The 19290-nt window shown below is 59.5% G+C and carries 15 protein-coding genes; 8 read left to right on the top strand and 7 right to left on the bottom strand.

Annotated elements, in window-relative coordinates:
* Nucleotides 1-3: 3 nt before the first annotated feature.
* A complete protein-coding gene (locus AKL27_RS01710; protein ID WP_050460878.1) occupies nucleotides 4-666 on the bottom strand; it encodes an amino acid ABC transporter permease in 663 nt (220 codons plus the stop codon).
* Between the two features lie 33 nt (nucleotides 667-699).
* Nucleotides 700-1530 carry a transporter substrate-binding domain-containing protein gene (locus tag AKL27_RS01705; RefSeq protein WP_050460877.1) on the bottom strand — a complete coding sequence of 277 codons (831 nt, stop codon included), beginning with the start codon at nucleotides 1528-1530 and terminating at the stop codon, nucleotides 700-702.
* Nucleotides 1531-1779: 249 nt separating this feature from the next.
* On the opposite strand from AKL27_RS01705, the gene AKL27_RS01700 reads away from it, so the two are divergent.
* From AKL27_RS01700 to AKL27_RS01665, 8 genes are all read left to right on the top strand, one after another.
* A complete protein-coding gene (locus AKL27_RS01700) occupies nucleotides 1780-2697 on the top strand; it encodes a LysR substrate-binding domain-containing protein (protein ID WP_050460876.1) in 918 nt (305 codons plus the stop codon).
* 164 nt (nucleotides 2698-2861) lie between these two features.
* Entirely contained in the window at nucleotides 2862-3623 is a 762-nt protein-coding gene (locus AKL27_RS01695; protein WP_050460875.1) for an IclR family transcriptional regulator, read from the top strand.
* A gap of 160 nt (nucleotides 3624-3783) precedes the next feature.
* Nucleotides 3784-4875 carry an LLM class flavin-dependent oxidoreductase gene (locus AKL27_RS01690; RefSeq protein WP_050460874.1) on the top strand — a complete coding sequence of 364 codons (1092 nt, stop codon included), beginning with the start codon at nucleotides 3784-3786 and terminating at the stop codon, nucleotides 4873-4875.
* Nucleotides 4876-4909: 34 nt separating this feature from the next.
* Complete coding sequence (locus tag AKL27_RS01685) at nucleotides 4910-6253, top strand: LLM class flavin-dependent oxidoreductase (protein ID WP_050460873.1); 1344 nt, start codon at nucleotides 4910-4912, stop codon at nucleotides 6251-6253.
* On the top strand, nucleotides 6250-8043 hold the full coding sequence (locus tag AKL27_RS01680) for an ABC transporter permease subunit (RefSeq protein WP_083438794.1): 1794 nt from the start codon (nucleotides 6250-6252) through the stop codon (nucleotides 8041-8043). Before AKL27_RS01685 ends, AKL27_RS01680 begins: the two co-directional genes overlap by 4 nt.
* Before the next feature lie 21 nt (nucleotides 8044-8064).
* Entirely contained in the window at nucleotides 8065-9144 is a 1080-nt protein-coding gene (locus tag AKL27_RS01675) for an ABC transporter ATP-binding protein (RefSeq protein WP_050460870.1), read from the top strand.
* A gap of 55 nt (nucleotides 9145-9199) precedes the next feature.
* Nucleotides 9200-10273, top strand: coding sequence for an ABC transporter substrate-binding protein (locus AKL27_RS01670; protein WP_050460869.1), 1074 nt, complete (start codon nucleotides 9200-9202; stop codon nucleotides 10271-10273).
* A gap of 431 nt (nucleotides 10274-10704) precedes the next feature.
* Complete coding sequence (locus tag AKL27_RS01665; protein ID WP_050460868.1) at nucleotides 10705-11826, top strand: mechanosensitive ion channel family protein; 1122 nt, start codon at nucleotides 10705-10707, stop codon at nucleotides 11824-11826.
* Between the two features lie 118 nt (nucleotides 11827-11944).
* Here AKL27_RS01665 and AKL27_RS01660 read toward each other — a convergent pair whose 3' ends face one another.
* The 5 genes from AKL27_RS01660 to lpdA form a co-directional block, all read right to left on the bottom strand.
* Nucleotides 11945-13879 (bottom strand): autotransporter family protein, encoded by a 1935-nt coding sequence (locus AKL27_RS01660; protein WP_083438792.1) that lies wholly within the window; start codon nucleotides 13877-13879, stop codon nucleotides 11945-11947.
* Nucleotides 13880-14077: 198 nt separating this feature from the next.
* Nucleotides 14078-14800 (bottom strand): response regulator transcription factor, encoded by a 723-nt coding sequence (locus tag AKL27_RS01655; protein ID WP_198155858.1) that lies wholly within the window; start codon nucleotides 14798-14800, stop codon nucleotides 14078-14080.
* Entirely contained in the window at nucleotides 14781-16178 is a 1398-nt protein-coding gene (locus tag AKL27_RS01650) for a sensor histidine kinase (protein WP_050460864.1), read from the bottom strand. Before AKL27_RS01650 ends, AKL27_RS01655 begins: the two co-directional genes overlap by 20 nt.
* A gap of 207 nt (nucleotides 16179-16385) precedes the next feature.
* Nucleotides 16386-17840: an NADP-dependent succinate-semialdehyde dehydrogenase gene (gene gabD, locus AKL27_RS01645; RefSeq protein ID WP_050460863.1), complete on the bottom strand. Its 1455-nt coding sequence runs from the start codon at nucleotides 17838-17840 to the stop codon at nucleotides 16386-16388.
* Nucleotides 17841-17879: 39 nt separating this feature from the next.
* On the bottom strand, nucleotides 17880-19283 hold the full coding sequence (lpdA, locus tag AKL27_RS01640; protein ID WP_050460862.1) for a dihydrolipoyl dehydrogenase: 1404 nt from the start codon (nucleotides 19281-19283) through the stop codon (nucleotides 17880-17882).
* Nucleotides 19284-19290: the final 7 nt, after the last annotated feature.

The raw sequence follows: 19290 nt of genomic DNA, 5'->3' as shown, positions 1-19290 counted from the left end.
GGCTTACATCCTGAACGGTTTGTGCAGCCGGTGTTCGAGCCAGCCGGACAGCAGCGACATCAACAACACCAGCACCAGATAAGTCACTCCCAATACCAGCATCATTTCCAGCGTACGGAAATCCATCGCGATACGGTCCATGGCGACATAGGTGATTTCAGCCAGTCCCACCGCCTGCAGAAAACAGGAGTTTTTGAGCAGGGAAATCGACGTATTCAGAATCGAGGGCTGACTTACCCGCAGCGCCAGCGGCATGGCAATCAAGCGCATGTATTGCCACGGCCGCATGCCCAGCGCCAGCGAGGCATTTTGCAAACCGGCCCGCACCGTGCTGAGACCGCCGCGAATGTTTTCAATCTGGTACGCGCTGGCCCACAACGACAGCGTCAGCACGCCCGACCAGAACAGCGACAGCGTAACGCCGGCGCTGGGCAAGCCGAAATAGATGAAGAACATTTGCGCCAGCAGCGGCGTGTTGCGAATGAACTCGACATACGCATTGATGGCCGGTGTCAGCACCGGCAGGCGCATCACCTTGATTGCCGCGCCTGCCATGCCGGCCAGGATGGAAATCGCAATCGAGATGCTGCTGACTTCAAGCGTCATCAGCAGTCCGCGCCAAAGCGCCGGCAACTGTGCGTAGATATAGTGAACGTCGAAGTCCATGATGCGCTTACCCCGGTGAATGACTGATGGTGATTATTTCTCGGCCGGGCGCTTGCTTTCGAAGCCCGATACGTAATGCTCGACCGTGCCTTCCGGAGCCCATTTGACAGCCCATTTGCGATACAAGCCCTCGGCCTTCATGCGTGTCTGGGCGGCATTGACGTAGGCCAGCCATTCGGTTTCACCCTTGCGCAAGCCGGCGGCGGCATCCACCAGCAGGAATGGCTCATTGAGACGACGCAGGCTGCTGTCATTTTTGGTGATGCCGACCAGCAAGGCAATATCAAAGGCCGCGCCGTCGGCCCGTTTTTGCTTCAGCGCCTGCAAGGCATCAGCGGTGGAGTTCAGACGCATGCTTTCGGTATCCGGTTGTTTCTCTTCAAACCAACGCGCCTGATTCGAGCCTTTCAGGGCGATCACGGTCTTGCCCTTGAGATCGGCGATATGCTTGACCGGGCTGTCCTTGAGTACCACCACGTCCGAGCCATCCCAGCGATACGCATCGCTGAATGCCACCACACGCGCCCGTTCCGGTGTCACGCCCAGAGTGGCATACAGAATATCGACCTTCTTGCCGGTAAGCTGGGGAATCCGGTTCTCCGCAGTGACACAGGTCAGTTCGGCCTTGTCGCGCGAACCGAAGGCCCACTCGGCAATCTGCAACGCCATCTCGGTTTCGATGCCGGCGTAGTTGCCGGAGGCATCCTTGAAACCATACGGCGGCTGATCACAGCGTACGCCGACTTTGAGGACGCCCTTGTCTTTGATCTCCTTGGGCAACGGCGGCAGCTCGGCGGCATGCACCACATTCGCCAGCAACAACGATGCGCAAAGCGCGGAAAGCCCCGATTTGATGCGTACCATGAATTACTCCCTTTGAAGTTGTCGACGAGTCAGTGGAACAAATTCTATGAGTCGCCGGAACATATCGTCAAATACCATTTTTTACATTTACTATTCATTTCTGATATGGGGTTACCATAGCCAAAAAAGGCGCTTCCCAACCCGTTTCAACTGTATTGGCACAGCTCTTGCTCGGCTGTTTGCGGCCCTGCGGCACGATACGGGAAAGAACAGGCAAGCGATAAAAGATGCGGAGACTGAGAGACCAACATGAACTTCAAACAGATTGAAGCCTTTCGACTGATCATGCTGCGCGGGACCATGACAGCGGCGGCCGAAGAATTGCACACCTCGCAACCCAGTATCAGCCGCCTGATCGCAGAGCTGGAAGATGCACTCAAATTGAAATTGTTTACCCGCAATGCGGGCCGCCTGCAACCGACCGATGCCGGTACCTCGTTTTATCAGGAAGTCGAACGCAGTTTCGTCGGCCTCGACAATCTGACGCAATCGGCGCGCCAGATCCGTATCTTCGGCACCGGCCGCTTGCGTGTCGCCGGCACGCCTGCCATCGTGCAATCGGTGCTGCCGCAAGTAATGGTGGAGTACCGGGAAAAATATCCAAATGTGGTGGTGTCGCTGGAAATGCGCAGCGAATCGACGGTGCGGCGCTGGACTTCGTCCTCCTACTGCGACATCGGCTTCGCTACCATCGCCGCGGAAACCCTGGGCGTCAATGCCGAAACCCTGTACAAACTGCCGGCACTGTGCGCACTGCCCTCGCGTCATCCGCTGGCGCGCCGCAAGGTCATTCGGGTCAATGACCTGGAAGGTGAAAATCTGATCTTGCCGTCGCATGCCGAAGAAACCCGCCTGACATTGGACAAGGCACTGGAACAAGCCGGCGTCACGCCGATCCCGGCGATTGAAACACCGTATGGCGCACTGACCTGCATGCTGGCCGCACAAGGTCTTGGCATCGGCCTGGTCAATCCGCTGGTGGCAGCCAGCAACAAGCACGGCGGCGTAGTGTTCCGTCCCTTCGATGCGGATATCTCATTTGGCGGCTACGTGGTCTACCCGCGCCTGCATGACCATAATCCGGTGGTCAAGGATTTCATCCGCATGACGCGTGAACACATTGAGCAAATCGTCGCCAAATATGCGAAAGATCCCAAAGATTCCTGAACTGGCCGGCGCCGCAAACGGCGTTGTCATTGTCGTGCGTGGCATGTCCGAGGTTGCGTTCGGTTCCGGCTCGACCCGACTGTCTGATGGTCCGGCACCGTTGCCCGTCGGCAGAACATCACTTGTATAATGCGCAGCTACCAATTCAGCCATGAAAGCCGCGCGTGCTCACCTCAATCAAAAAAGCGACCACTCTGATCGAGGCCTTCGTCGGGCCGCAGCGGGACTGGAGCATTATTGAGTTGTGCGCCGAGACCGGCATGCCGCAACCGACGATACACCATTTCCTGGCCTCGTTTCGGGCTGCCGGTTGGATCGCCCAGGACCCGCGCACCAAGCGTTACCGGCTGGGCGTGAAGTTATGGGAAATCGGCTGCGCGGCGGTGAATTTCCGGGAAATCGCTGAAAGCGCACGGCCACTGCTGCACAAGTTTGTGGAGAACTGCGGCGAGACCATCCATCTCGGCATGATCCCGGCCGAAGACCCGCTGACCGCAATTTATGTCGACCGCGTCGACAGTGCCGAGCCGGTGCGCGTGGTGACCGAACTGGGCAGCAAAGTCCCCTCTTATTCTTCAGCAATGGGCAAGACCATCATCGCGCACAATGCCGCGTTCGAAGCCGCCGTGCTGCAAGCACCGCTGACGCCGGTAACCCCGGCCACGATTGTCGATCCGGACAAGCTCGCCGCCGATTTCAAGGCCACCCGCAAACGCGGCTACTCGATTGCCCGTGGCGAATTCATGGGTGAAATGGTCGGTATTGCGGCGCCGGTCTATGACCGCTTCGGCGTAGTCACGCTGGGCGTAGGTATCTGGGCCCCGGCCGTTCGCATGACGCCCGACTTCATCAAAACCTCCAGTGAACTGCTGATCGCCACAGCCCAAGGCATCTCGCGACAACTCGGTTATCTGAAAACTTCCTGAATAGCTTCCTGCGCCGCCCAAGTTCGTTTTTGTAATTTGCAAAGAAGAATTTAGGACTTAAAGGGATTTTTTCGCCTGTTTATAATAATTCAAATAGAGAAATTGAATTTCATATTTAGAAATTCATGTTTTTAGTTGAATCAACAAACAGAGAAAAATCTTGGCAGCAGAAATCATTGGATATGTCACGCATACACGCCAGACCGAGACCACCGGACTCTGGTGGTCGGACGATTTTGACATCGACTATATCGAACAGACCGCACTGGCACACGAGCGTGCCGGCTTTGATTCGGTCCTGATCGGTGCCGACTCGTGGGGCCCGGACAGTTGGCAAATCGCGGCGCACGTGCTGCGCGTCACCACCACTCTCAAGGTATTGATTGCGCACCGGCCCGGCTTTGTCCAGCCGACCGTCGCGGCTCGTCAGGCCATCACGCTCGACAAGCTCAGCGGCGGCGGACGCATTGCGCTACACATCATCAGCGGCAGCCCCGGCGGCGAACTGCTGCGCGACGGCGATACCCTGCCGCTACACCTGCGCTACGCCCGCACCGCCGAATACATGAAATTGCTGCGCGCCATCTGGAGCGCGCGCGAACCATTCAATCACCGCGGCGACTTCTATCAGTTTGAGCAAGGCTTCAGTGCCATCCGTTCCGACGCCCCATTGACACTGTCATTCGGCGGCTCATCGCCGGAAGCGATTGACGTCGGTGCGCAATATGCGGACAAGTACATGTTGTGGGGCGAACCGCTGGCCGGCATCGCTGAATGCATTCACAACGTCCGCAGCCGGGCGCAGGAATTGGGACGCCCCAGTCCCGGCTTCAGCGTGTCGTTGCGCGCCATCATCGGCGCCACCGAAGCCGACGCATGGCAGCGTGCCGAACATATCTATGCCGCCGCCGCGCAGCAACTGGCGCAAGCCGGCAAGGCGCCGGCCACGCTCACGCAAGGTGCTTTCAAGTTGCATTCGGTCGGCGCGCAGCGGCTCAATGCTTACGCCCATGACAACGACGTTCACGATGAACGATTGTGGCTCGGCTTTACCCGTCTGGTCGGGCGCGGCGGTTCCACTTCGGCGCTGGTCGGCACGGTGGACCAGGTGGTCGAGGCGTATCTGCGCTATTACGACCTCGGCGCGCACGCGATCTATTTGCGCGGCTGGGATATCGCCGCCGATGCCGAACAATACGGACGGCAACTCATTCCCGCGTTGCGTGCAGCAACGCAAGATCGCGGTATTTGAGTCCTCTGTCCGATTCTTTTTGATGGTAGCCACAATGCAGAAAAAACAACTCAAACTCGGTCTCAGTCTGGTGTCCAACGGTACCCATCCATCCGGATGGCGCCTGCCGCAAGCCGCAGCGGACTGCGCACTGGATTTCAAATTCTGGAAAAACATCGCGCTGGCGGCGGAACGCGCCAGTATTCATTTCATCTTTTTCGCCGATGGCGCCGCCGTGCGCAGTGCCGCCGCCGATAATGATTCGCTGCAATATGTCGGGCGCATCGAACAATTCGAACCGACCACGCTGATCGCGGCGCTGTCTGCAGTGACCGGGCACATCGGTTACATCGCCACCGCATCGACGACCTACAACGAGCCGTACACCATCGCCCGCAAGTTTGCCTCGCTGGATCACCTGAGCGGCGGCCGCACCGGCTGGAACATCGTCACCTCATGGAGTGAAGCGGAGGCCAAGAACTACAACCGCGAATCTCATCTGGCGCATGATCTGCGTTACCGGCGGGCGCAAGAATTCGTGGAAGTGGTGACCGGTCTGTGGGATAGCTGGGAAGACGACGCCTTCCTGCGCGACAAGGCCAGCGGTCGCTACATCGACACCAACAAGATGCATGTATTGCATCACAAGGGCGAGCACTTCCATGTACGCGGCCCCTTGAACATCGAAAGACCGGTACAGGGATGGCCGGTGATTGCGCAGGCCGGTTCGTCGGGACCGGGTCAGGAAATTGGCGCGCGCTTTGCCGACCTGGTGTACACCGCACAAAACGACAAACAGGCCGCCCGCGCGTTCTATGCCGAGATCAGGCAAAAAGCCGTTGCCTTCGGCCGCGCGCCGTCGGCCCTCAACGTCATGCCCGGCATCTTGCCGATCATCGGCCACAGCCGTCAGGAAGCCAAGGACAAGTACGACGCCTTGCAACAACTGGTCCATCCGCAGCTGGGCCTGACCGCGCTGGCCACCAAGTTTGGCGATATGTCGGCTTATCCGCTGGATGGCCCGATTCCGCACGACTTCCCGCAATCCAATGGCATCCGCAGCGCCACCGATATTCTGGACCGCGCACGCGCCAGGGGCTTGACTATCCGCCAACTGTATCAATCCATGATCGGCGGTGCCGGTCATCTTGAAATTCATGGCACGGCCGAGGATGTCGCCGATCAGATTGCCGACTGGTTCCAGGATGAGGCGTGCGACGGCTTCAATATCATGGCGCCGTATTTCCCCGCCGGCCTGACCGATTTTCTTGATCAGGTGGTACCGATCCTGCAACGGCGTGGCTTGTTCCGCACCGCTTACGAAGGCAGCACGCTCAGAGAAAACCTGCATGTCACGCGCCCGGCGCATCCGGCAGCGTCCGGATCAGAGGCTGCATGACAATGCTGCAATCCGCTTTGCCCAACCAGCTCAGTACCGGCGCGGCGACGCCCTCACCCAAGGTTCGCGCCGGCAACATCGCATGGCGCGCCCTGGCCTATCCGGCCCTGATCGTCACTGGCGTGCTGTATGTTGTGCCATTGGGCATCCTGCTGCTGCACAGCGTAACCGATCCGGAATGGGGTTTCGGCAATTACAGCCGCCTGCTGACGCAATCCGGCTATCTGCGCACGCTCGGCCGTACGCTGGGGCTGGCGGCGATTTCCACCATGCTGGCCTTGCTCATCGGTTATCCGATTGCGTACCGCATTGCCACCAGCCCGCGAGCATGGTTGCGCCGCCTGCTGATCCTGTGCGTGGCTGCGCCTTACCTGACCAGCATCTTGATCCGCACCTTCGCCTGGCAAATACTGCTGGGCCGCATCGGCCTGGTCAATCAAGGCTTGCAGGCGGCCGGCTGGCATACGCTGGAATTGCTGTTCAACGCCACCGCCGTCATCATCGGTCTGACCCACTTCTTGCTGCCGATGATGATCTTTCCGCTGGTCAGCGTCATGCGCAATATCGAACCATCGCTGTTGCGCGCCAGTTCCAGCCTCGGTGCCGGTCCGGCCACCGGCTTCGTCAAGGTATTCGTACCAGCCAGCTGGCCCGGTATCAAGGTCGGCACGGTATTGTGCTTCGTCTACGGCGTCGGCGCCTTTGTCACGCCGGCCCTGCTGGGCGGCAACAGCGGCCGCATGATTGGGGCCCTGATCGAAAGTGCGATTTCGCAACAGGCTGATTACGGGCTGGCGGCGGCCGCATCAATTCTGCTGGCGGCCGGGGTGGCGGTGATATTGCTGGTCTTTCGCTGGGGCCTCGGCGGTCGCCTGGCAGAACTGGTTTCGCCATCGTCGATCCGGCAAGCTCAGCAGCATCGGCAACGGCGCGCACCTCGTCATTCGCGCATCGCGCAGTGGGCCAGCCGGCTGGCCATCGCCATCGACAAATCGGGCCTGTCGCGCGTGCCGGGACTGATCACCGGCTATGCACTGGTGGCCGGACTGATCATTCTGCTGCCGCAATTGATCGCGATCCCGATTTCATTTTCCTCGACACGCACGCTGATCTTCCCGCCGCCGGGCTGGTCAACCCAATGGTATTCCGGCTTCTTCAGCGCACAGTGGCTGGCGCCGTTATGGACCAGTATCGAAATCGCCGCCGGCGTCACCGTGCTGTCTTGCATCCTCGGCGGCTTTGCTGCGGTTGGCGTGGCCCGCGGCTGGCGCGGCAAGCCGGCGCTGGCAGCAACCGTGCTGCTCAATTTTCCGCTGGTGTTTCCAACCGTGGTGGCCGCCGCTGCATTTTTCCTCGCATGGCTGCCGCTGGGATTGACCGACACCAAGTTCGGCATCTTGCTGGCGCATTTGACGATTGCCCTGCCGTTTGTCTTTATCCTGGTCGGCGCCAATTTGCAGATGCTCAACCCGTCACTGGAGCGTGCCGCCGCCAGCATGGGCGCCTCCGTCGCGACTCAGGTGCGGCGCATTCTGATTCCGCTGTTGTCGGGCAGTTTGCTGACCGGGGCCTTTTTCTCGTTCCTGTCGTCATTCGATGAAGCCTCAATCGCGGTCTTTCTGTCCGGGCTGCAAGTCAAGACCTTGCCGCGCCGCATGTATGAAGCGCTGTCATTCGAGAGCGACCCCACCATTGGCGTAATTGCGGTACTGACCATGGTGGTGACTGCCCTCGCCATCGCCGGCGGCGCCCGATTTGTACGCGCCCGGCCATCTCAACGTCAGCGTTGATCACTTGATATGTGGAATCAGATGCAAAATCCAACACCTTCGGCCACCCGCGGCCGAATCGAATTAAGCAAGCTGAGCAAACAGTTTCCTGATCACACCGGCGTCAGCAATCTTGACCTGAACATCGACAGCGGTGAATTCTTTACCATTCTCGGCCCCTCGGGCTGCGGCAAAACCACCACACTGATGTTACTGGCCGGCTTTGCCGAACCCGATGCCGGCAGCGTTGCCATTGATGGCCGTGATCTGGCCGGTCTGACGCCGCAAGCGCGCGAGCTCGGCATCGTGTTTCAGAACTACGCCCTGTTTCCACACATGAGCGTGGCGCAAAACCTGGCGTTCCCGCTTGAGGTGCGCGGCCGTTCGCGTGCCGAGATCGAACAGCGTGTCAGCGCAGCGCTGGCGCTGGTGCAGCTCAAGAACCCCGATGCCCTGCCAGAGCAGCTTTCCGGCGGCCAGCAACAGCGCGTGGCGATTGCGCGCGCACTGATCTTCGATCCGCCGGTGCTGCTGATGGATGAACCGTTGGGCGCACTTGACCGCAACCTGCGACTGCATCTGCAAGGCGAACTCAAACGCCTGCAACGCCGTCTTGGCATCACGGTGGTGTATGTCACGCATGATCAGGAAGAAGCAATGGCGATGTCGGACCGCATCGCCATCCTGAATCAGGGCAAGGTGGAACAGGTCGGCACCCCGGCCGAGTTGTACGAGCGTCCGGCAACGCTGTTCGTAGCCGACTTTTTGGGTGACAACAATATCTTTTCCGGCCGTATCGAGCTGGGCAACAGCGTGCGCCTGAGCAATGGCGCGCTGATCGATATCGGGGCCGGCCGGTTTCGTCCCGACACCGCAGTGACACTCGCGATTCGCCCGGAACGCGTAGCCGTCAGCACCGATATTGCAGCGGCACCATTGCGCGGCAACATCATTGAAAGCATCTTCATGGGACGCTATTACGAATACCGCATCGCGCTTGACGGCACGGCCATCATCATGGCGCGCGTCATCAATGATGGTCGCCATGCTGCCTTCATTGCCGGGCAAGCCGTCGGTCTCACGTTCTGTAGCCAGGACTGGCAAGCCTTTGCCGTGTCCTGAGCAACGATCTCAAGTATCACGTATTCCATCATCACTTCCAACCACGGGGAAATTCATGACCACAGATTTTCAACCTCAACGCCGCGCATGGTTGCGCACCACCGGACTGGCCGGACTCAGCGCCGGACTGGGCACGCTCGGCCTGTCTGCCAACAGCGTCTTGGCCCAGAGCACGGGTAATCTGGTGTATGCCGGTTTCGGCGGCAGCTACGAACAGGCGATCCGCACCGCGGTGTTCGATCCGTTCGCCCAGAGCACCAATGTCAAAGTGCTGACCACCACCGGCGGCTCGGATGTCGCCAAGGCCACCGCGATGGTCCGTGCGCGTCGCACCGAATGGGATCTGATTGATGCCCAGGGGGCGACATTGGCGCAATTCATTGCCGCCGACCTGCTGCAACCATTACCGGCCGGACTGGTATCGCCCAACCTGCTGTTCAATCCGAAACTGGCGACACCTTACAGCGTGCCGTGGTACCAGTTCAGCCTGAATATTTTCTGGAACGCCAATGCCATCAAAGGTGAACTGAATTCGTGGGCTGACGTCTGGAATGTGGAGAAATACCCGGGCAAACGCGGACTGTCCAAGCTGCCCTGGTTTTCGCTTGAAATCGCGTTGCTGGCCGATGGCGTAGCGCTCGACAAACTGTATCCGCTGGATGTAGACCGCGCCTTCGCCAGCCTGGACCGCATCAAGAAGCATGCGGTGTTCCTCGACACCAGCGCACTAGCCAACGCCATCACGTCGCAAGAAGTGGTGACGGGCATCATCAATCTGGCGCGACTGAAATCGGTGCAAAAAGCTGGCGTCAACGTCAAGTATTCCTGGGGTCAGGCGATGGTCGACATTCAGCAACTGGTGATCCCCAAGGGTGCGCCCAACCTGAAGAATGCTTACGACGCGGTGGCTTATTCGCTGCAACCGGCACCGCAGCGAAAAGTATTGGCAAGCCTCGGTTACACGCCAACGCTTAAGTCGGTGCTGGCGGAAATTGCGCCGGAACAGGCGCGCGATCTGGCCGGGACCGAGTACACCCGGAACAACAGCTTCTATCTGAATTCGGCATGGTGGGGCCAGCATGGCGCCAGCGTACTGCGTCGCTGGCAGGATTGGCTGGCGTCGGTATAAGCATCGCGGGCGAGTCCGGGTCCCGAGCATCGTCAAGACCTGAACTCGCTTGTTCAACGCAGCATTCGCTCGGTTGCCAGCGGTCACGCGCTCTATCCCCGCGCTGGCCGGCACCACGCGCTCTTCCTCCCATTCCCCGAAACAAATCGGCTGCCGTTGAGCACCAGCGGTATTACGCCAGTCACGCCAAACAACGTATACGTCGCCGGCACCAGTGGCTTGCACGAACCGTGCGGCGTCTTGTTCCTACGCCTCATGCCCGGCATGCGCCGTCAGTGCATGCCGCCTTCTCTCCCGCCCGCCCCGCCATCATGGCGACGGTGTGCAGATAACCGGAACTAATGCAGTTGATCCGCAACAAACTTGCTTACCGGAATATGTTGCCAATCCGATGTGATGTTCTTATTGCATCCTGAAGTGAAGGAGTGAAGATGGATACCTGGCCAGCCTGGAATGCCATGCAGGGACTGCCTGCTACCGAATGGCTGCATGCACTGATTGCAGTCGTTGTCAGTTACCTGTTTATCGTGTATTTGCTGAAATTTCTTATCGCGCGCTTGCAGCGACTGGCCAGTCGCACCTCTGCACGGATTGACGACATCGCCGTCGAAATCCTGAAAGGTACCCACCGCTTCGCCATCATGCTTGCCGCGCTGCTGATCGGAGTCCAGTTCCTGACCCTGCCCGACAAGTGGGATAACCGCATCGATCACTTATGGTTTCTCGTGATCGGCTTTCAGGTGGCGCTGTGGGTAAACCGCGGGGTGTCGATCTGGACCGCGCAGCGCTTGCAGGGACAAAGCGCCACCGCGCACAACCCGGTCATCACCACCATGATTTCCTGGGCGCTGCGGGCGCTGCTGTGGTCGATCCTGTTGCTGGCGGTACTGTCCAACGTCGGCGTCAACATCACTGCCTTTGTGGCCAGCCTCGGGGTCGGCGGCGTCGCCGTGGCGCTGGCGGTCCAGAGCATCCTGAGTGACCTGTTTGCTTCGGCTGCCATCGGTCTCGACAAGCCATTCGAAACCGGCGACTTCATTGTCTTCGGCGATATCGCCGGCAGCATCGAACATATCGGCCTGAAGACCACCCGCATCCGCAGTCTCAGCGGCGAACAGATCGTGTGCAGCAATACCGAGCTGCTCAAGAACACCATCCACAACTACAAGCGCATGAGCGAGCGGCGCATCCTGTTCGCGTTTGGCGTGACGTATGACTGCGCCCCCGAGAAACTCAGGAAAATTCCGGAGATCGTGAAGCACGCCGTTGAATCAGCCGGCACGACCCGTTTCGACCGCGCACACATGAAAGGCTTCGGCGTCAATGCACTGGAATTCGAAGTGGTCTATTACGTCACGGACGCCAGCTACAACGTGTACATGGATATTCAGCAAAGCATCAATTTCGAATTGATTGCCGAGCTTGCTGCCAACGGCATCCGGTTTGCCCTGCCGACCCGTACCATCCAGGTCGTGCCCGAGCGGGAAGACGCTGCCAAGCCGTTGCGGGATGATTTCCGCGATCCGCGCTGGCGGACCTCGTCCTCGCATTGAGGCAGCGCGCGCGGGCCGGTGCCGGGCGAGATACTTCCTTTACATGCAAAAAATCCACAACGGTGAGGTTGTGGATTTTTGCTGAGACGACGACTGCGTATCCGTGCTTACCGCAGTATCAGAAGCGCCATTGTCCGGTAACTTGCCCGGCAACGCTGTAGTAGCCGGCCGATTTTTCGCCATCCAGTTGCAGACTCAGCACGAAGTTCTTCGACTTCTGGAACGATACCGCCGCACCCAGATTCATGGTGTCGCGCGTCAGCGACTGGCCCGGCGTCTTGAACGCGGCCCCGCCGCCGGTAAATGTCGCGGTGGAATCCATGCCGCTGTTGTTGAACTCATGACGCCAGCCGATATTGGCCGATGGCGTAATGGTCACGCCATCGGCGGTTTCCAGTTGTGTCGCCAGCTTGCTGCCGATGACACTGCGCACGCGGTTGGCCGATTGACCATTGATGCTCAGCGACAGCGGGCCGGCGCCGGTTTCCTGATAGGCGTCCTGGCTCAGATAGGTATATTCAAGACCGGCGGTAGGCGTGACGGTCCACTTGTCGTTGAGGGTAATCGGATAACCGGCAGTGACGCGCGCGGCGACTTGCTGACCGTCATAGCTGCTGTAGGCGATGCCGGAAACGGCGGTGTCGCGGCTGCCGCTGTTTTTCTGTTTGGCATACGCCAGCATGCTTTCCAGATACCAGTTGTCGAAATCGCGGCTGGCGTAGGCGCTCAACTGATAGGTGCGGATTTTGCTGCTGTCGCCGCTGCGGAAATCGCTCATGTTGATATTGGTGTCGGCATAGGTGAACGCACCGCCGACCACCCAGCCGCTGCGCAGCAAGGTGTCCATACCGTAAGCAAGACCCCAGCTGTTGGAGGTATAGCCAGCGTAGCTGCTTTGCATGTCCTGGCTGGCGCGGCTGCCGAACACTTTGGTCCAGACCCCGTATTTTTTGGTGGCTTCAGTAAACAGTCCGACGGTGTCACCATTACTGGCCAGCATCATCTTGCCGTCTTGCAGATCATCGACCATGCCGACGCTGAAACCGCTGGTGCTGCGAATGCCGCCCAAGCGGGTCTGAATCGTGTCGAGCGCACCGCTGACCACCTGGGTTGCCGCTACCGTCTGCACCTGCCCGGTTTGCGGTGCGATGCGTTGCAGTGCCTGTGCCTGCTTCGGACCTGACAGCGCTGCCAGGCGGCCGATAGCCGACGCCATGTAGACATCAATGGTCGTCGCGTTCGTCAGTTTGTCCAGCACCGCAGCAGCACCGACGCTGGCATTGTTGGAATTGGGAACGAATCCGCTGCTGCTGTTGCCACCGCTGCTGCCGTCGCCGCCGTTGGATTGGATTGTGACAAAGGAGATCAGGCCGTCGATGAATCCCTGATAAGTTCCAATTCTTTGGGATTCGAGAAAATTGACGTCCAATACACTCACGATTGAGCCCTTGGTTGCATTGGCCAGCGATCCGACCTTGAACGCGATTGCCGCACAGGCATTATTCCTGTCAACCGTCAGGCAGGTGCTGGTACCAAGGCTGGTGAAACCGCCAGGCGTAGGGTAAGTGATCGTCGTGGCACCACCTGGAATTTTGAAAGCATCTGTGACAGTTTGCTGGTCCTGCGCCGCACTGGCAGTGATAGTCAGATTGCCACCACCGGCTGTTTGAAAGAAGCTGAGCAGGCTGGCATTGCGCGCCCCGCCATAGCCTGGAACTTCTCCCATCATGAACATGGCACCGCCGCCTTGCAGATAGCTCAGATAACTGGACTTTTCGTCGGCAGTCAACGCTCCCGTCGCATTCAAATCCCACACCTGCTTGAAACCGGACAATCCAGGTAACGGTGCGATGCTGCCGCCTTGCCACGCCACAACGGTTGACGAAAGACCGGCGGCTGTCAGCCGTCCCGCCAGTGTCGGGCCAGTGCTGGCATGAACTGGAATGACGTTATAGATCAGGACGTCTTCGGCAAGTGCGGATGTACTGACAAGCGTTGCCATGACGGCCAGCGCGATGGACGAGCGTTTCAATTGAGATTTGATGTGAGACATGATAGTGACGAGCTTTCCCCATTTGCGGCGGTGCTTCCCGTGACACAGGAAACGCGAGTCGCGACCGTTGATTTTTATGAAATTTCAACGCAGGAGAATAGAGAGTCACTTGCCGCGTCGCAAGCTACCAGTTACCACCAAATGTGACCGAATGTGACGTTTTTGCATGCGAGCCGGATAGCGGCCCGGAAAGAACATTCAGCACATGGCGATGGCGCCGGCGAAGCAGTAGCCGACCGCATGCACGGTCCGGATCGGAATGGCGACACCGGTTGCGGCTACCACTTTCGCACGCAAACGCCGCACCATGGAGTCGAGCGAACGCCCGGTATAGTCGTCATGGCGCTGATACAGTTCGGTCAGCACGGTTTTGCGCAACACCGGCTGGCCGGGCGTGGCTGCCAGCAATGCAAGGAACTTCAATTCTTTCACGCTCAGCGAGATCTGCGCATCGCCGGCCCCGCTGAGTTGCCACTGGGCGGCGGAGATGGTCCAGAGATGTTGAGCGGCCGGCATATGTTGCGTTGCCGGCGGTTCCGGGGAAAATTTGCGTACCCGCTGCGCAATACTGACAATCGCTGCTGACAGCTCACGGCAGTCCACCGGCTTGACCAGATAGAGGTCGGCACCGCTGTCATACCCTTTGATCTTGTCATCAATTGTGCTGCGCGCAGTCAGCATGATGACTGCGGTACCGGTATTGGCGCGGAGGTATTGCGCCAGCACATGGCCCGACTGGTCCGGCAAGCCGACGTCGATCACCGCTACCTGAAAATCGCGTTTGGGCAAGACCTGATAAAACTCGGCCGCGCTGCCCACGGCACTGACCTGCATACCGGCCAGTTCCAGCCATTCGACCACGCTGTCGCGCAAATCCTCGTCATCCTCGACCAGCACCACGTTAATGTCTGACTCTGCCACCCCCGGCCTCCCCTGTGTGAAACGGTAATGTAATTGTTGCGCTCGTGCCGCCGGTCGCCCGATTGCGCAGGCTGACATTGCCGGCGTGCCGGGCCACGATGCGCTGCACCAGATACAGCCCCATGCCGCTGCCGCGGATAAGGCCGGTGCGGCTGCCGCGAAAATATTTGCCAAACACCTGCCCCAGTTCCTGCTCTGGAATACCTGGCCCGTCATCGTTGACCGTCAACGTCAGCGCGCCGTCGGTTGCCGTCAGTGCCACGGTGACGGCGCCCTGCCTCGGTCCATACTTGATGGCGTTATCGAGCAGGTTCAGCAACGCTGTCTTGAGTAGTTTGCGGTCGCCGCTGATGACCAGTGCATCGGCTTGTTCCAGCCTGAGTTGTGGCACGCGGTCACTCCAGAAGACGGCCGCCTCGTCGATGACGGCATGCAGGAAATCAGGCAGAAAGATTGCTTCGCGCTGAATGTCGGGCAAGCCCTGCTCGGTTTGCTCCTGTGTCAATGCCGTTTCCGCCACCTCTACCAGCCGCAGCACGGCACGTCGCATTTTTGCCAGATTGGCACTCAGCCGGTCGCCGTTGGCCTGATCTTTACTCTGCAAGATATCCAGATTGGTACGAATCACCGCCAACGGCGTGCGATATTCATGGGAAAACATGTCGACAAAGCGTATCTGGGTTTCCAGCGCATCCTGTTTGGCCGCCAGCGACAACAACAGATCGTTTTTGATGCGCTCGAAATACAGCAGCAACAATGCGGAAAAAAACAGCAAGGTGCCGGCCAGCGGCACCAGATAAAGTACCACCGCGCCGAAATGCGAAATGGTGGCGGGTCTGAATAACGCGGGTTCATATAGCGACACGGCAATGCGCAACATATGCGCGCCGATCAGCAACAGCAGGCCGGCAGTCCCCATGCCACGGGCGAAACTGCGTTTGCTGCCGACTACGGCCGGACCCGATGCCAACAGGGTTTGCAGGCACAGCACAAACACCAGCACCAGACTGGCGCTGATCAGGTGCGAACGGGTGGTAAAACCGGCATTGTTTGCCAGCAGCAGCAAGAACAGGAAGGAAAACAGGGCAATCAGTAAATAGCCCCAGCGCGTTGCCGCCTGTCCGAAGAAAATTTTCAATCCCATCCAGACCACTACGCAGCCGGCAAACAAACCGATGTTACCCACCGCCAGCAGCAGACCGGCGGGCCGGCCGGCATTGACCAGCACAATCGTGATGCCGCTGCCGGTCAGGATCCCGGACATGGCCCAAAACCGCGTACAGCGCTCGACCGGGGCGGCAAAATAGATGCCCGCCATGATCGCCGAGATGCATAACTGCGTGATGGACAGCGCGATGCTGGCGGTAAGTGGATCCATTGATAGCGGTGCGTAATGGCAGCGAACGGTGACGAAATAGCAGGTAAAGCGCGCCAGTGTAGCCGATAGACGTCCGCTTTGTCAGCGCTGTCAGCGCTATGACGTCGGTGCCGGCGCTGCCTGTTTGCCAATCTGCCGGACAAAAAAAAGCCCCGTCATGACTGACGGGGCCCTTACTCAGGCCGACAACTCTTTTTTCAAGAAAAACTAAATGCCGCCCATGCACAGATACTTGGTGACATGGTAGTCATCGAGGCCGTAATGCGAACCTTCGCGGCCGATACCCGATTGCTTGACGCCGCCGAACGGCGCCATTTCATTCGAGATAATGCCGGTGTTGATGCCCACCATGCCGTATTCGAGACCCTCGGACACGCGCCAGACGCGGCCGATATCGCGTGTATAGAAATAACTCGCGAGGCCGAATTCGGTGTCGTTGGCCAGATCGATGACTTCCTGATCCTGGTGGAAACGGAACAGCGGCGCCAGCGGGCCGAAGGTTTCTTCTTTGGCGACCAGCATGCCGGCATTGGCGTCGCGCACCACGGTTGGCTCAAAGAAGGTGTGTCCCAGCGCGTGGCGCTTGCCGCCGGCAATCACCGTGCCGCCCTTGCTGATGGCGTCGGCAATGTGTTCTTCCATCTTGGCCACGGCATTTTCATCGATCAGCGGTCCCTGATTGACGCCGGCAGTCAAGCCATTCCCCACCTTCATCTGGTTGACGGCGGCCACCAGTTTTTCGGCAAAGGCGTCATAGACACCATCTTGCACGTAGAGGCGATTGGCGCAGACACAGGTTTGGCCGGTATTGCGGAATTTGCTGGCCAGCGCGCCTTCCACGGCGGCATCCAGATCGGCATCGTCGAACACGATGAATGGCGCATTGCCGCCCAGTTCCATCGATACCTTTTTCACCGTGGCCGCGCTTTGCGCCATCAGCATGCGACCAATTTCGGTGGAGCCGGTAAAGCTCAGTTTGCGCACCACCGGGTTGCTGGTCATTTCGGCGCCAATGGCAGCAGCCGAACCGGTGACGACTGAAAACACGCCAGCCGGTACGCCGGCTTCCGCTGCCAGTACTGCCAGCGCCAGCGCCGAGTACGGGGTCTGGGTCGCCGGTTTGACCACGATCGGACAACCTGCTGCCAGTGCCGCGCCGGCCTTGCGGGTAATCATCGCGGCCGGGAAGTTCCACGGTGTAATCGCCGCGCAGACGCCGATCGGTTCCTTGATCACCACAATCCGGCGGTCTGCCGCCGGACCCGGAATAGTGTCGCCATAGGCCCGCTTGCCCTCTTCGCCAAACCATTCCAGATACGAGGCAGCGTAAGCAATCTCGCCTTTCGATTCGGCCAGCGGCTTGCCTTGTTCGGCCGTCATGATCTGCGCCAGATCATCGGCGTGCGCCAGCATCAGATCGAACCAGCGGCGCAAGATAAGCGCCCGTTCCTTGGCCGATTTGCTGCGCCAGCCGCGCCAGCTGGCATTGGCAGCGGCAATCGCACGCTGTGTTTCGGCGCCGCCCATTTTGGGAATGGTGCCGATTCGCTCGCCAGTGGCCGGATTGGTGACCGCCACCACGCCGCCGTCATCGGCATCTGCCCATTGGCCATCGATATAACATTGCTGGCGGAATAACTCCGCACGCTTCAGTGTCAACATAGTGTTTCTTTCAAAAATAGCTGGCGGCACTGCCGCCGGTCACATGTGCAAGGACCGTTCATACGCCGCCAATACGGCTTCATGCATGGCTTCGGACTGGGTCGGATGGGGGAAGATGGTGGCCATCAGTTCGGCTTCGGTGGTTTCCAGTTCGCGTGCCACCGTATAGCCCTGGATCATTTCCGTGACTTCTTCCCCGACCATGTGCGCGCCCAGCAATTCGCCGCTGGCCGCATCGAACACCACCTTGGCAAAACCTGCGGTCGCGCCCAATGCGATTGCCTTGCCATTGACCGCAAACGGAAATTTTCCGACCCGGACCTGACGTCCGCCGGCCCTGGCTTGCGCTTCGGTCAGACCGACACTGGCGACCTGCGGATGGCTGTAGGTGCAGGCGGGAATCTTGGTGATATCCAGCGTATGGGGCGCCAGACCGGCAATTTTCTCCACGCAAATCACCGCTTCGTGACTGGCTTTATGCGCCAGCCACGGTGCACCGGCAACGTCGCCGATGGCGTAGACGCCCGGCTCTGCTGTCGCGCCATACGCATCAGTGACGATATGGCTGCGCTCGACCTTGACCGCCGTACCTTCCAGGCCGAGCTCTTCCACATTGCCGATGATGCCGGCGGCGGTCAGGATCACGTCAGCGGTCAGACTATCCTTGTGCTTGCCATCGAGTTGCAGCGTCCACTCCTGGGTCTGACCAACCCGGCGCTTGCTGCTGGAAAGGATGCGCGAGCCGGTGTACAGGTGCATGCCCTGCTTGCGCAACACATCGCCGACATACTGCGATACTTCCTCGTCTTCCACCGGCAATACGCGGTCGGCCATTTCGATCACACTGACCTTGGCGCCCAGCGCATGATAAAAACTGGCGAACTCGATGCCGATGGCGCCGGCCCCGATCACCACCAGATGTTGCGGCACGCGCTTGGGCACCAGGGCTTCGCGGTACGACCAGACGCTGTCGCCATCCGGCGTCAGGCCTGGCAACGGACGTGCGCGAGCACCGGTGGCCAGGATGATATGCCTGGCCGCCAGCGTCGATACACCGTCGGCATTGGTGACGCTGAGCTTGCCGCGTCCCGCCAGTCTGGCATGGCCGTTGAGCACCGTGACCTTGTTCTTTTTCATCAGATAACCGACGCCGCCTTGCAACTGCGCCGCTACCGTCCGCGAACGTTCCACCATCGCCGCCAGATCGATTTGCGGCGCCGCCGTCAGTACACCGAAACGCCCGGCATCCCGCACCAGCCGCAAGACATCGGCAGAACGCAGCAAGGCCTTGGTCGGAATGCAGCCCCAGTTCAGGCAAATGCCGCCGAGCTGGGCCTTTTCCACCAACGCCGTTTTCAATCCCAGTTGTGCCGCGCGGATGGCTGCCACGTAACCGCCGGGGCCGCCTCCGACCACTACCAGATCATATTGTGCTTGTGTCACGATGGCC

This window comes from Herbaspirillum autotrophicum, from assembly GCF_001189915.1.
GTDB classification, from domain to species: Bacteria; Pseudomonadota; Gammaproteobacteria; order Burkholderiales; family Burkholderiaceae_D; genus Herbaspirillum; species Herbaspirillum autotrophicum.
Note: the sequence above shows the minus strand (reverse complement) of the source record. Positions and strands in the feature narration are given on the sequence as shown.